The following is a 13724-nucleotide window of genomic DNA, read 5'->3' on the forward strand; positions in this document are numbered from 1 at the left end:
CGATGGCATCGGTCCCCGCGGTCCTGACCTCCGAGTGGACGAAGATCCGTACGGTCTCCTCCACCACCTGGACGCTCATCTCGGCGTTCGTCGTCACGGTGGCCATGGGGGCCGCCCTGAGCGCGCTCTTCAAGTCGCGGTTCGACGATCTCTCGGTCACCGAACGGGCCACCTTCGACCCGACCTTCGTCAGCTTCTCCGGGATGATCCTCGGTCAGCTCGCGATGGTCGTCTTCGGCGTGCTGGTGGTCGGTACGGAGTACAGCTCCGGGATGATCCGCACCTCGCTGGCGGCCGTGCCCCGGCGCGGCACGCTGCTCTTCAGCAAGATCGCCGTGGCCGGGGCGCTGGCCCTGGTCGTCGGGCTGGTCACCAGCTTCCTCACCTTCCTCCTCGGGCAGGCGCTCCTCGGCGACCACGGCACGGACCTCGGCGCGGACAACGTGCTGCGCGCGGTGGTCGGCGGCGGCCTCTACATGGGGCTCATCGCGGTCTTCTCGATGGGCGTGGCCGCGATGCTGCGGAGCTCGATGCTCTCGCTGGGCATCCTGATGCCGTTCTTCTTCCTCGTCTCGCAGATCCTCTCGTCGGTGCCGGGCGCCAAGACGGTGGCCCGGTACTTCCCGGACCAGGCGGGTTCCAAGATCATGCAGGTGGTGCCGGACGCGATGGGCAGCGACAAGGCGCCGTACGGGCCGTGGGGCGGGCTCGGCATCATGGTGATCTGGGTGGTCGCGGCGCTGGTGGGCGGCTACCTCGTGCTCAGGGAGCGGGACGCGTAGACCGTGTGGTGAAAGTCCCGCCGGGCGGGCGGCGCGCGGGGCCGGACACGGATCCGTGCTTTCGTCCGGATCGTCCCCGGGGTGGCGCGGATCTGCGGCGCCTTCGCCGGAACCGTCCGGGCCTGGTTATCCTCCTCACTCATACGGGGGCGTGCGGCCGAGCGGGCCGGGCCCCGACGACGGATGAGTCGATGGGGCTGGGAATGATCGAGGCAGTCGGCCTGACCAAGCGTTACGGCGCGCAGACGGCCGTGGAGGACCTCTCCTTCCGGATCAGGCCGGGGATGGTCACGGGCTTCCTCGGCCCCAACGGATCGGGCAAGTCCACCACCATGCGGATGATGCTCGGGCTCGACCGGCCGACCGCGGGCCATGTGACGATCGGCGGCCACCCCTACCCGAGCCTGCCGAACGCGCCGCGCCAGGTGGGCGCGCTGCTGGACGCGAAGGCGGTGCACGGCGGGCGCAGCGCCCGCAACCACCTGCTGTCGCTGGCCCAGCTGGCGGGCATCCCGGCCGCGCGGGTCGACGAGGTGCTCGGCGTGGTGGGTCTGCGGGAGGTGGCCGGGCGGCGCTCCAGGGGCTACTCGCTGGGGATGGGGCAGCGGCTCGGCATCGCCGCGGCGCTGCTGGGCGATCCGCAGGTGCTGCTCTTCGACGAACCGGTCAACGGCCTCGACCCGGAGGGCATCCTCTGGGTCCGCAATCTGATGAAGACGCTGGCCGCCGAGGGCCGTACGGTCTTCGTCTCCAGCCACCTGATGAGTGAGATGGCGCTGACGGCGGACCATCTGATCGTCATCGGGCGGGGCAGGCTCCTCTCCGACATGAGCGTCAAGGAGTTCATCTCCGTGAATTCTGCGGACTTCGCGCGGATCAGGGTGGCCGAGGACGCGCCGGAGCCGCGCGAGAAGCTGACCGCCGCGCTGGCGGAGGCCGGCGGGCGGGTGCTCTCCGAGCCGGACGGGGCGCTGCGGGTGACCGGTCTGCCGCTGCCGAGGATCAGCGACCTCGCGCACGGGGCGGACGTGCGGCTCTGGGAGCTGTCGCCGCACCAGGCGTCCCTGGAGGAGGCGTACATGCGGATGACGCAGCACGTCGTGGACTACCGTTCGACGGATGACGCGAAGGCGGGGCTCCGGCCGCCCGCGCCCCCGTACACCGTCCCCCAGCCCGACCCGGGCGCCGCCCCGTACGGCCGGCAGCCGCAGGGGTGGGCGCAGCAGTGGTACGCACCGGCGCCGCCCGGCCAGAACCCGTACGCCTCCGGTCAGGCGGCCACGCCCACCGCCCCTGCCCCCGCCCCGGCCGCCCCAGCTCCGGGCGCCGCACCCGCACAGGCCGTGCCCGCGCCCGCCGCCCCGCCCGCCTCCGCCGAGCACGAGCAGAAGACCAGCGAGGACTCCCGATGACGACGCCGCTCCCCCAGGCCCAGCCGCAGCCCGAGCCGGGTCCTGCCGTCCACGCGGCGCCCGCACCGGGCGGGACGCCGCGGCTCTCCCACTACGTCTCGCCGATCCCGGTCCGCCCGGCCACCTTCGGCGACGCGCTCGCCTCCGAGTGGACGAAGATCCGTTCGGTGCGCTCCACGATGTGGACGCTCGGCACGATGGTCGCGCTGCTGATGGGCATCGGGATGCTCGTCGCCCTCGGGGTGAACGCGGCGGGCGACACCTCCTCCGAGGCCGACTCGGACGTGCTGGCGCTCGGCTTCTTCGGGGTGCTGCTCGGCTCGATCTGCGTGATCACGCTCGGCGTGCTGACCATCGCGTCGGAGTTCGGCACCGGCATGATCCGTACGACGCTGACCGCGTGCCCGAGCCGGAGCCGGGTGCTCACGGCGAAGGCGGTCGTCTTCTTCCTGCTGGTCTTCGTGCTCACCACGGTGACGACGACCGTCGTCGCCATGCTCCAGACGGCCGTGCTCGGCGGTGGCTCCGCCGCCTCGGGCGCCGACTGGCTGCGGGCCACGGTCGGGGTCGGCCTCTACACCGGGCTGCTGGGGCTGCTCTCGCTCGCGGTCGGCACGATCGTCCGGCACTCGGCGGGAGCGATCACCATCATGATCGGGGTGGTGCTGCTGCCCCTGGTGCTGGCCCTGTTCATGGCGGTGGAGCAGCTGAACCGGCTCCGGGAGTTCCTCTTCGAGTACTCCATCCCCAGCCAGATCGCCGCGCTCTACGACTCCTCGGTCTCCGACTCCGGCCCGTCCGGATGGGACTCGGTGGCGATCATGTTCCTGCTGACCGCCGTCGTCTTCGGCGGCGCCCACCTGGCGCTCGAACGCCGCGACGTCTGACGCACCGCCGCCACGCGCCCCCCGGGAGTCAGTGGCGCGGGGCGTTCCGGGACCGCTGCACCCGTGTGGTGCGGCGGTCCTTCGCGTTCCAGCACGCCTTGTGCCAGTGCCGCCGGTCGTCGATGCCGCCGTATTCGGGCCACGCCACCAGATGCGGGACGCCGGACGGGATCTCCTGGTCGCAGCCGGGGCAGCGGTACCGCTTGCCCTGCGCGCTCGCCCCGGCCACCGGGCGCACCGACCACTCCTCGCCCTGCCACTCCTCGGTGGCCGCGCCGCCGCCGTACCGGTCCCCCGTCACGCTCGCATCGGTGGACGGGCTCTCGCCGCCCTTGGGGCGGTTGCGGCGCGGGGACACGGAACACCTCACGGGGGTGTGCGGGGACAGGGACTTCCAGCCTAGAGCCAGCGCGGCGAGGGGTCGCGCGCGGTGTGCGGGGGTCGCGCGTGGACCCTGTGCGGACCGGGCAGGTGCGCGCGAGCGGCCGGAGCGCCCGTGGGGCACCGGCCCGAACGGGGTCCACCGGAGGCGGTTACCGGAAAATCGCAACAATTTCTCCCGTGGCCCGTGCCTTTGGCACGTGTCAGGCGTTGATGCCGGTAGGGGAAAACCGCGTCGGCCGCAAGGAGGCAGAAGGCGATGCGCGTGGGAACGTTCGTACTGGCAGCACAGTTCCCGGGTCAGGGACAGGGCGAGGCCCTGCACCGGGCGATCCGGTCCGCCGAGGTGGCGGAGGAGTCGGGGCTCGACTCCGTGTGGCTGGCGGAGCACCATTTCGTGCCGTACGGGGTCTGCCCCTCGGCCGTGACGCTGGCCGCGCTGCTGCTCGGCCGCACCTCCAGAATCCGGGTCGGCACGGCGGTGAGCGTGCTGCCGACCCAGCACCCCGTGGCCCTGGGCGAACAGGCGGCGCTGCTCCACCTGACGACCGGTGGCCGGTTCAGCCTCGGCGTGGGCCGGGGCGGGCCGTGGGTGGACCTGGAGGTTTTCGGCGCGGGCCTGGAGGCGTACGACAGCGGCTTCCCCGAATCCCTGGACTTGCTGCTCGACTGGCTGCGCGAGCCGCGGGTGGCCGGGCGCGGCAGCCGCTATCCCTTCCGCGAGGTGGCGGTGGTGCCGCGCGCGGACGAACTGCTCGACGCGGACGGGGCGCCGAAGCCCGGCCCGGAGGTGATCGTGGCGTGCACCTCGCCGAAGACGGTGCGCCTCGCCGCGGAGAAGGCCCTGCCGATGCTGCTCGGGATGCACTGCGGCGACGAGGAGAAGGCGGAGATGGTCGCGTTGTGGCGCCGCAGCGCCCGGGAAGCCGGTCATCCGCCGGAGGTCGTCGCGGGGGCCGAACACGTCTCGGCGGGCGTGGCCCAGATCGGGGACTGCCAGGAGGACGCCGTGCAGACGCTGGTGAAGGCGATGCCGGAGTGGCTGCGGGACGGCCTGGGCAAGCACGTGACCGTCGACGGCCGCTACCGCGCGATGCGCGACCCCGTGGAGTACACCGAACTGCTCTGCGGGCTGCACCCGGTCGGGCCGCCCCGGTTCGCCGCCGACCGGCTCGCGGCCACGGCCGAGCGTACGGGCATCGCCCGCTTCGCGCTCCTCTCCGAGGGGTCCGGGGACCTCGCGGCGACGGAGGAGAACCTGCGCCGGCTGGGCACCGAGGTGCTGCCGCTGCTGGTGTGAGGGACGCGGCGAGGACCTGCCGGTGCGGGGGCACGGGACGCCGCCGCTCCGGAGCGGGACCGTCTCCCGGGGGCGCCGGCCCCGGCCCGGAGCGGCGGCGGAGATGGTCAGCAGTCCCGGAGTTCGGGCGACTGGTTGAGCAACTGGCCTCTCACCGAAGTGAACTTGGCCAGCCGGTCGTCGACCGACGGGTCGAGCGGGAAGACCGCGACGCGGTGGCAGTTCTGGAATGCCAGTCGCACTCCGAAGTGCCGCTGCAGGGCACCACGAATCGCGTCACTCGCGAGCGCGCGCAGCAGCTGACCACGTGCCTGCTCGTTGGGCGGCGGCGTCTGGTTGTCGGCGAACTGTCCGCCGTCCACCTTCAGCTGGGCCACCAGCGAGCTGATCATCTCCCATGCGTAGGGCAGGGAGGTCCGGACGCAGTCGACGAAGTCGGCTTCGTCGACCTCGCCTCGCTCGGCCTGTTCCAAGAGGGCCGGTGAGACGTCGAGCGACATGGGTTCTCCTCTCGCGACCCCGGCGGGTGACCGGGGCCTTACGGGCACGGCAGAAGGACGGCGACGCAGCGTGCACACCCGGCGACCTCCTGCTTCCACGGTAAGGGCGCGGTCCTGGTCGCACCAGGAGATTGGGAACACAACCGGCCAACAACGAACCCGAGCAAAGAGGGGCAAGACCCTGTGCGCTCCGGCAGGGGCTGGAGTGGCCCAAGGGGTGCGAATCGCGCCGACCGCCCGTTGTCGAGTAGCGTTGCCGACCATGCGTCTCGTCATCGCCCGTTGCTCCGTCGACTACGCGGGCCGGCTCACCGCCCACCTGCCCTCCGCCCCCCGTCTGATCCTGGTGAAGGCGGACGGCAGCGTCTCGATCCATGCCGACGACCGGGCGTACAAACCGCTCAACTGGATGTCTCCGCCCTGCACCCTGAAGGAGGGCTCCGGCGAAGACCAGGGCGTCTGGACCGTGGTGAACAAGGCGGGCGAGAAACTGATCATCACGATGGAGGAGATCCTCCACGACTCCTCGCACGAGCTCGGTGTCGACCCCGGCCTGATCAAGGACGGTGTGGAAGCGCACCTCCAGGAGCTGCTCGCCGACCGGATCGAGATCCTGGGCGAGGGCTACACCCTGATCCGCCGCGAATACCCCACCGCCATCGGCCCCGTGGACATCCTCTGCCGGGACGCCGAGGGTGCGACCGTGGCCGTGGAACTCAAGCGGCGCGGTGACATCGACGGCGTGGAACAGCTCACCCGTTACCTGGAACTGCTCAACCGCGATCCCCACCTGGCGCCGGTACGCGGGGTCTTCGCGGCGCAGGAGATCAAGCCGCAGGCGCGGGTTCTGGCCACCGACCGCAAGATCGGCTGCGTGGTCCTGGACTACGACGCGATGCGCGGCATCGAGGACGACAAACTGCGACTGTTCTGATTTTCCAGCCGCCCGTGCGGGGCGCTGACGACCGGACGGCTTGATCGACAAGCCGTCCGGTTATCGATGTTTCGGGCGGCGCCGACTGTCCGGAAAACGCCATGTCGTCCGGAAATCGACATCTCAGGTTCCGGGCGGGGCAGTTCGGGTTCCGACCGCCCCGCGAGGGCGGTTCGCACCCGGCTCCGGCTGGCGGAACGGGCACGCCCCGACAGCCCGCAGGCCCCGGAGAAACCGCAGGCCCCGCAGGCCCCCCAGGCCCCATCCGTCAGGACCCGCAGGACCCGTACGACGTGCGGCTCAGGCCCCGGCCGGGGTGGCCGTCGCGGTGCCGGGGCTCCCCCACGGGCTCGCCTCGGCGGTACCGGACGCCGTGGCCGTGGCCTCGCCGCCCTCACCGGTCCCGGTCCCCTCTCCGCTCCCGCCGTCGTCGCCCCCGGGAGTCGTGTCGCCGGTCGGCGTGTCCGAGGGCGACGCGGAGGGTGACGCGCTGTCGTCGCCGCCGGCCGAGGGGGCCGGGCTGGAGCTCGTGGGGCCCGTGGGCGTGGCCGGGGCGGATCCGCCGGCCGGCGGCGTCGGCACCGAACTGCCGGAGTCGCCCGCGGCGGGCGAGCCGGCGTCCGGGGACGGGCTCTCGGCGGTACCGCTGCTGCCGGGGGCGGGTGTACCGGTGCTGTCCGGGGAGGGCGTGCCGGACGGGCCGGGCGGGGCGGAGGTGCCGGCGCTCGGCGCGGCGCCGCCCGTCCCCTCGTCCTGGGCCGGGGTGTCCTCGTCCGGGACCGTGCTCTCCTGGTCGCCGTCCTCGGCGGAGTGCCCCGGGTTGACGCTCCGGTTGCCCGTGTCCTCGCTGCCCGCGGTGGCGCCGAGCGTCACGACGGTACCGAGCACCGCGACCAGCAGCGTGCCCGCGCCCACGGCCACCAGGTTGCGCCGGGCCCCCGCGACGACGTTCCGGCCCAGGGCCTTCACCCCGGCCGGGCGTCCGCCCTTGCCCGGGGGCGCCACCGCGCGCGTCACCACCGTCGGCTCCTCCACCACCAGCGTCTGCCGCGGCAGGGCGGGCAGCGGGGGCAGGGCCGGCAGGATCTCCGTCACCGCGTTGTCGCTCCGGGCACCCGCGGCGGCGTTCCCACCCGTCCCGGGGAGGAGCGCGGCCGGTACGGCTCCGGAGGGCAGGGCGCCGGACCGGTCCGTGACCAGGGCGAGCGCCCGGCGGCCGGCGACGGTGCCGGACCGGTCGGCGAGCGCGCCGCGCAGCCCGATCGACGCCTCCAGCTCGGCCCGCGCCCGGTCCAGGTGCCCGGCACAGAGCGCGACAATGCCCAACTCGTGGTGGAAGTAGGCCTCTTCGGCGACTTCACCGGCCAGCCGGGACGCCTCCTGGCCGACCCGCAGGGCCTTCTCCCAGGCACCCCACTGGAGGGCGGCGGCGAAGGCGGGCCCGGCGCTCCGGGCGAGCCGCACGACGGTCGGTGCCGCCTCCGGGCCGCCGGGGAGCAGGGCGGCCATCGCCGCGAGGACGGCGTCGGCCTCGGCGACCGCGCGGGCCGGGGTGACCGAGGGGTGCTTGACCCACCAGGCGTAGTGGTCGGCGGCGGTACGGGCGCGGCTCTCGGCGTCCTCGGCGTAGCCGCCGAGCTCCAGCTGGGTCTGCGCGCCGGCGGCCAGCCGGTAGCGGGAGCCGGCCGGGGAGAGGAGCCCGCATCCGGCGAGCTCGCCGAGCGCGGCATCGGCGTGGGTGTGCCCGATCAGCGCCGGAAGGTGTGCCTGGTGCGGCACTTCGCCGCCGAGCGCCACGGCGAACCGCAGGGCCTCGCGGGCGGCCTCGCTGAGGCGCGAGGCGAGCAGCGGGGCGGGTGCGGCGGCCTCGCCGATGCTGGGCAACGGCACCTCGTCGAGGGCCGGGACGAACGGGACGGGCAGGGACCCGGCGGGGCGCTCCTCGAACGCGCCGTACTCGTCGAAGTCCTCCGGGACCTCCCGGAGCTGGTCGCGCTGGCGCAGCAGGGCGCCCGCCTGGACGAACCGGAGCGGCAGCCCCTCGGACTCGAACCAGAGGTCGCCCGACCAGTTCGCCTCCTCGTCGGTGAGCGGCCGTCCGGCCACCCGGCCGAGCAGGTCCGTCGCGGCGGCGCGGCTCAGCCCGGCGAGGGAGACCTCGTCGAGTCCGGCGTCGGCGGCCACGTCGGGGGTCGTTCCGAAGAGGAAGGCGCACTCGGGTGTGGCGTCGAGGAGTTCGTCCAGGGCGGCGCCCTCGATCTCCAGGTCGTCCACGACGACGACCGCGCCGATCCCGGAGAGGGCGGTCAGCAGTTCGTCGTGTCCCGGCCGGTGCAGCGGGGCGTCGTACACGGTCTCGTAGAGCGCCTGGAGCAGGTCGGGGGCGGTGCGGCGGTGGCCGGAGAGCCGGACGACACCGTCGGGCGCGAGGTCCGCGCAGTCGGCGGCGACGGCGTCCAGCAGGGCCGTGCGGCCGGATCCGGAGGGGCCGCTGAGGCGGGCCGAGCGGCCCCGGGTGAGGAGCCGTACGAGCCGTCCGCGCTCCTCCTGACGCTCCAGCAGCGGCAGCTGCGGGGCCGGCGGGCCCGGCGGTACGGGGGGTTCCGCGGCGCGCTCGCGGGCGGCGCGGTCCTCGGCGGTGCGCCTCGACGGCGCGGCCGGCCGTGCGCCGGGCGGGCAGGGTTCGGCCTCGCTGCCGTCCACGGGGTTGACCGTGATCAGGAGGTCGCCGGATATGAGCTGGACGACGCGGGCCTTGGCCCCCGTGTGGGGGGCGAGTTCGGCCGGCAGGACGTCGCGGGACGGCCGGCGCCGGGCAGGTGCCTCGGCGTTCCCGTCGGTGTCGCGACCGCCGTGCCGCTCCGGGTCCCGTGGTGTCGGATGCATCGTCCAAGTCCCCCAGACGCGTCGCGCTGCTGCCCGTCCGGCGCGCACGTACCGCTGTTGCTCGTGGTGTCCGCCCGTGGGTTCGGTCGACCGGCGGACGGCCGAACCCTAATCGCTCGTCCGCTCCGCCGCGTCGGCGGGGGTGGACGCCGCCCGGGACGTCACGGTCTCAGGTGTATTGCCCGGTTCGGCGGCCGGTCATGCCGGACCGCCGACGACTCGGCGGGACAGGTGGACACGGCCCGGACGGCCCCCGCCCCGGGACACCCGGCGGGCCCCGGCGGTTCCCCCGACGGCCCCTCAGACGCGCGGCAGCGATTCCGCGACGATCCCGCCCTCGATGGCCAGGATGCGGTGCAGCCGGGTCGCCACCAGCAGGCGCTGCATCTGCGGGGGTACGCCGCGCAGCACCAGGCGGCGTCCGGCACGGCCCGCCCTGCGGTGCGCTCCCATGATGACGCCGAGTCCGGTGGCGTCCCAGGAGTCCAGCTCGGTCAGGTCGAGCACGAGGTCGCCGACGCCGTCGTCGACGGCGGCGTGCAGAGCCGTACGGGCGTCCGCCGCGCTTCGGACGTCGAGGCGGCCCCCGACGACCAGCTCGGCGTGGTCGCCCCTGATGTGCATATGCGCTCCCCGGTGTCGCTTCGTACAAGAGTCCGTGTGGCCGCCCCGCTTCTGCCACAACTGACTGCGGCTGGAGCGGGGAAGTTGCCACCTGTGAGCGAACCGATACCGAATTCACCCTGTGGGGTGATGTCGGTCCGCTGGTCCCGCACCGCTTCCGGTGCGACTTCCCCCGGGGCCGGACAGGTCCGCCCCCGCGTGTCCCGGGCGCCCCGGGGCCCGGGCGACGGCGCGGGGCGCGGCGCGAGGACCCCCGGGGGGACCGGGGTGGTGCTCAGTAGGTGTAGAAGCCCTGCCCGCTCTTGCGGCCGATGTCACCCGCGTCGACCATCCGGCGCATCAGCTCCGGGGCGGCGAACTTCTCGTCCTGCGACTCCGTGTAGATGTTGGACGTCGCGTGCAGGAGGATGTCGACGCCGGTCAGGTCGGCGGTCGCGAGGGGGCCCATGGCGTGGCCGAAGCCGAGCTTGCAGGCGGTGTCGATGTCCTCGGCGGTGGCGACGCCCGACTCGTAGAGCTTCGCCGCCTCGACCACGAGCGCGGAGATGAGGCGGGTGGTGACGAACCCCGCGACGTCCCGGTTGACGACGATGCAGGTCTTGCCGACCGACTCGGCGAACTGCCGTGCGGTGGCGAGGGTTTCGTCGCTCGTCTTGTAGCCCCGGACGAGTTCGCAGAGCTGCATCATCGGCACCGGCGAGAAGAAGTGCACCCCGACCACCCGCTCCGGGCGCTCCGTCACGGCCGCGATCTTGGTGATCGGGATGGCGGAGGTGTTGGAGGCGAGGACGGTGTCCTCGCGCACGACCTTGTCGAGGGTGCGGAAGATCTCGTGCTTGACCTCCAGCTTCTCGAACACGGCCTCGACCACCACGTCGACGTCGGTGACGGCGTCGAGGTCGGTGGTGGTGGTGATGCGGGCGAGCGCGGCCCCCGCGTCGTCCGCCGTCAGCTTGCCCTTGGCGACGAACTTCTCGTACGACGCCTTCACCGAGTCCAGTCCGCGGTTCAGGGCCTGATCGGTGACGTCCCTCAGCACGACGTCCCAGCCGGCCTGGGCGGCGACCTGTGCGATACCGGACCCCATGAGTCCGGCCCCGATGACGGCGAGCTTCCCGGCCACGTCACACCCCTTTGGTCTTGTCACCCGTGCGGCAGTTTCTGACGCACTCTCTCCGACTGTCCTTCATGTGCTCCTCGGCGGAGATTAGTACCCGTGAGGGGCGGTGTGACCGCTTAGAGATGCGCGTCACGTCTCACATGACGGACATCACACCGGCCGGCGTCACCCGGTGGCGCTCCGGGGGCAGTTGCCGTGACCACGGCCACGCGCGGAAGGCGCGGAAGAGGTCCCGCGCTCCGCATAGCCTGGTCGCATGGTCAATCTGACGCGCATCTACACCCGTACCGGCGACACGGGCACGACCGCCCTCGGCGACATGAGCCGTACCGCCAAGACCGATCTGCGGATCTCGGCGTACGCGGACGCCAACGAGGCCAACGCGGTCATCGGGACGGCGGTGGCGCTCGGGCAGCTCTCGGAGGACGTGGTGAAGGTCCTCGTCCGGGTGCAGAACGACCTCTTCGACGTGGGCGCCGACCTGTCGACGCCGGTGGTGGAGAACCCGAAGTACCCGCCGCTGCGGGTGGAGCAGAGTTACGTCGACAAGCTGGAGGCCGACTGCGACCGCTTCCTGGAGGACCTGGAGAAGCTGAGGAGCTTCATCCTTCCGGGTGGCACGCTGGGGGCGGCGCTGCTCCACCAGGCGTGCACGGTGGTCCGGCGCGCGGAACGCTCCACGTGGGCGGCGCTGGAGGTGCACGGCGAGGTGATGAACCCGCTGACGGCCACGTACCTCAACCGCCTCTCCGACCTGCTGTTCATCCTGGCGAGGACGGCGAACAAGGAGGTCGGGGACGTGCTCTGGGTGCCGGGCGGGGACCGCTGAAGCGTGTCGCGCGCGTAGCGCCGTCCGCCGGGCGGCACCCGGCGGACGGCGGTTCGAGGGCTCTCAGCTCCTGCGCTCCGGCTCCCTCCCCGGTGCGCCGCGCCGTACCTCCTCCGGTGCCTGCCCTTCCGGTGCCCGCTTGGGGAACACCGTGTAGGACCCGGCGACGACCAGGTTGATCCCGACCACCCAGACCATCCGCAGCTGCCACGCCCGCAGCGGGTCGGCGTTCTGGTCGCCGACGTACCAGACGGCCGCCTGGAGCAGTGCGACGGCGATCCCCGCGGCCAGGATCCAGCGGGCGGCGACGCGCCACTCGTGGGCGGCTCGGGGCCACCCGTACTTCGGCGGCTTCACCGGCTTCGGGCCTCCGGCGTACCGGTGGGCGACCCGCGCGTCGACCCATCCGATGGTGGAGCGGCCGAGTCCCAGGGTGAAGCCGATGTAGACGGCGGCCAGTCCGTGCTTCCAGTCGGGCTCGGCGCCGTTCTTCAGGTCGATCGCCGTCACCACGAGCAGGACCACTTCGAGCAGTGGTTCGCAGAGCAGGACGGCCGCACCGAGGCGGGGCCGACGGGCCGCGTAACGCAGGGCGAGTCCGGCGGCCAGCAGCACCCAGAAGGCGATCTCGCAGATGACGATCAGAGTGACGATCATGGTGCGCTCCTCCCACGTCCCTTCCAGGGTCCCGCCCGGACGGGTCCGGGTCGTCGTCACCGGTGAGGAATCACGACTGCATCCTTCGATGTAGGCCGTGCCGAGAATCCCGGGAGGCGAGGACGGGGAACGGGAGGAGAACGCGTCGAGCGATCCGGGCGGCTCGGCCGGAGTACGTCCCCCGGGACCTCCCGTCCGTGTTGGATGGCGGGGTGGAACCCGTCGCGCGCCCGCACCGCCATGACGTCCTGATCGCTGTCCTCGGGCTGTCGGGCGGCCTGCTGCTGGGGCTGCTGGGGCTGCACCTGCAGAACGGCCGCCCCTTCACCGCGCTCTGGACCGCGTTCGTGCCGCTGGTACCAATGGCGGGAGCGGAGCTGTTGCGCCGCACCCGGCCGGGGACGGCACTCGCCCTCGCGACCACGCTCCTGATCGCGGATCAGCTCACCCCGGGGAACGTGGCCACGGTCCTGATGTACACCGACGTGGTCTACGCGGCCGTGGTGTACGGGTCCCCGGCGGCGGCCCGGCGCGTCCCGGTGGCGTCGCTGCTGTGCACGGTGGCGCTCACGCTCGGTCTGCTGACTCGGCTGCCCCCGGCCGAAGCCGTGCTGGCGGGGGTCCTGGCCGGGCTGGTCTCCTTCGTACCGGCGATCACCGGGGTCAGTGTGCGCGGCCACCGCGACGCCGCCGACGCGGCCCGGCTGCGGGCCGAACAGACCGCGCTGCTGGCGGAGACGGACCGGAAGCTGGCGGTGGCCGCGGAGCGTTCCCGGATGGCGCGCGAGCTGCACGACATGGTCGCCGGTCATCTCTCGGCCATCGCCATCCACTCCACGGCCGCGCTCTCCATCGACGAGCCGGGGACCTCCCGCGAGGCGCTGGAGGTCATCCGGGAGAACTCCGTCGACGGACTCGCCGAGATGCGCCGTCTGATCGGCCTCCTGCGCCGGGGCGGCGATCCGGACGTGCCGGGCGCCGCGCCCCGGCTCTCGGCCCTGGACGCACTGATCGAGCAGTCCCGTGCCCACGCGTCCTCCAGCGGCCTGACCTGTGTGCTGGAGGACACGCGCGACGCCGGGGAGACGCTGCCCGCACCGGTCGAACTGGCCGCCTACCGCATCGTCCAGGAGGCCCTGACGAACGCGCTCAAGCACGCGGCGCCGGGCATCGTGCGGGTCCGGCTGGCCCGGCCGGGCCGCGTCCTGACGGTCGAGGTGACCAGCGTGTACGGGGAACGGCCGGGCCCCCGGGCGCCGGGCTCGGGTGCGGGGCTGATCGGCATGCGGGAACGGGTCGATCTGCTCGGCGGGACGATCCGGGCGGGCGCGGAGCGGGCGGAGCAAGGCGCCGCGGTCTGGCGGGTGCGGGCCGAACTCCCGCTCCCGGAAAGGACGGAGAAGGGACGATGA

13 protein-coding genes are annotated in these 13724 nt (G+C 73.1%); 7 read left to right on the plus strand and 6 right to left on the minus strand.

The window, feature by feature from the left end:
• The first annotated feature begins 2 nt into the window (after window positions 1-2).
• From ACFWEE_RS21420 to ACFWEE_RS21430, 3 genes are all read left to right on the plus strand, one after another.
• The gene (locus ACFWEE_RS21420) at window positions 3-782 is read left to right on the plus strand and encodes an ABC transporter permease (protein ID WP_386891216.1); all 780 of its coding nucleotides are present in this window, start codon (window positions 3-5) and stop codon (window positions 780-782) included.
• A 203-nt stretch (window positions 783-985) separates the two neighbouring features.
• The gene (locus ACFWEE_RS21425; RefSeq protein ID WP_386891217.1) at window positions 986-2194 is read left to right on the plus strand and encodes an ABC transporter ATP-binding protein; all 1209 of its coding nucleotides are present in this window, start codon (window positions 986-988) and stop codon (window positions 2192-2194) included.
• On the plus strand, window positions 2191-3081 hold the full coding sequence (locus ACFWEE_RS21430) for an ABC transporter permease subunit (protein WP_386891219.1): 891 nt from the start codon (window positions 2191-2193) through the stop codon (window positions 3079-3081). Before ACFWEE_RS21425 ends, ACFWEE_RS21430 begins: the two co-directional genes overlap by 4 nt.
• A 28-nt stretch (window positions 3082-3109) precedes the next feature.
• Here the strand turns inward: ACFWEE_RS21430 and ACFWEE_RS21435 are convergent, their stop codons facing one another.
• Complete coding sequence (locus ACFWEE_RS21435; RefSeq protein ID WP_327178010.1) at window positions 3110-3439, minus strand: ATP/GTP-binding protein; 330 nt, start codon at window positions 3437-3439, stop codon at window positions 3110-3112.
• Between the two features lie 282 nt (window positions 3440-3721).
• Between ACFWEE_RS21435 and ACFWEE_RS21440 the strand changes: the two genes are divergently transcribed.
• Complete coding sequence (locus ACFWEE_RS21440; RefSeq protein ID WP_386891220.1) at window positions 3722-4762, plus strand: LLM class flavin-dependent oxidoreductase; 1041 nt, start codon at window positions 3722-3724, stop codon at window positions 4760-4762.
• Between the two features lie 107 nt (window positions 4763-4869).
• On the opposite strand, the gene ACFWEE_RS21445 is transcribed toward ACFWEE_RS21440, so the two are convergent.
• The gene (locus tag ACFWEE_RS21445) at window positions 4870-5262 is read right to left on the minus strand and encodes an SCO5389 family protein (protein ID WP_266709169.1); all 393 of its coding nucleotides are present in this window, start codon (window positions 5260-5262) and stop codon (window positions 4870-4872) included.
• Window positions 5263-5524: 262 nt separating this feature from the next.
• Here ACFWEE_RS21445 and nucS point away from each other — a divergent pair, with 262 nt between their 5' ends.
• Complete coding sequence (nucS, locus tag ACFWEE_RS21450; protein ID WP_386891221.1) at window positions 5525-6196, plus strand: endonuclease NucS; 672 nt, start codon at window positions 5525-5527, stop codon at window positions 6194-6196.
• Window positions 6197-6496: 300 nt separating this feature from the next.
• Here the strand turns inward: nucS and ACFWEE_RS21455 are convergent, their stop codons facing one another.
• The 3 genes from ACFWEE_RS21455 to ACFWEE_RS21465 form a co-directional block, all read right to left on the minus strand.
• Window positions 6497-9082 (minus strand): ATP-binding protein, encoded by a 2586-nt coding sequence (locus ACFWEE_RS21455; RefSeq protein ID WP_386891223.1) that lies wholly within the window; start codon window positions 9080-9082, stop codon window positions 6497-6499.
• A gap of 300 nt (window positions 9083-9382) precedes the next feature.
• Window positions 9383-9706, minus strand: coding sequence for an STAS domain-containing protein (locus tag ACFWEE_RS21460; RefSeq protein WP_386891224.1), 324 nt, complete (start codon window positions 9704-9706; stop codon window positions 9383-9385).
• A 274-nt stretch (window positions 9707-9980) separates the two neighbouring features.
• Entirely contained in the window at window positions 9981-10829 is an 849-nt protein-coding gene (locus ACFWEE_RS21465; protein WP_386891225.1) for a 3-hydroxyacyl-CoA dehydrogenase family protein, read from the minus strand.
• Between the two features lie 253 nt (window positions 10830-11082).
• Between ACFWEE_RS21465 and ACFWEE_RS21470 the strand changes: the two genes are divergently transcribed.
• A complete protein-coding gene (locus tag ACFWEE_RS21470) occupies window positions 11083-11655 on the plus strand; it encodes a cob(I)yrinic acid a,c-diamide adenosyltransferase (protein WP_386891226.1) in 573 nt (190 codons plus the stop codon).
• Window positions 11656-11718: 63 nt separating this feature from the next.
• Here the strand turns inward: ACFWEE_RS21470 and ACFWEE_RS21475 are convergent, their stop codons facing one another.
• On the minus strand, window positions 11719-12312 hold the full coding sequence (locus tag ACFWEE_RS21475; RefSeq protein WP_386891227.1) for a hypothetical protein: 594 nt from the start codon (window positions 12310-12312) through the stop codon (window positions 11719-11721).
• Window positions 12313-12524: 212 nt separating this feature from the next.
• Here ACFWEE_RS21475 and ACFWEE_RS21480 point away from each other — a divergent pair, with 212 nt between their 5' ends.
• The gene (locus tag ACFWEE_RS21480) at window positions 12525-13724 is read left to right on the plus strand and encodes a sensor histidine kinase (protein WP_386891228.1); all 1200 of its coding nucleotides are present in this window, start codon (window positions 12525-12527) and stop codon (window positions 13722-13724) included.

This window comes from Streptomyces sp. NPDC060184 (assembly GCF_042728795.1).
Lineage (GTDB): Bacteria > Actinomycetota > Actinomycetes > Streptomycetales > Streptomycetaceae > Streptomyces.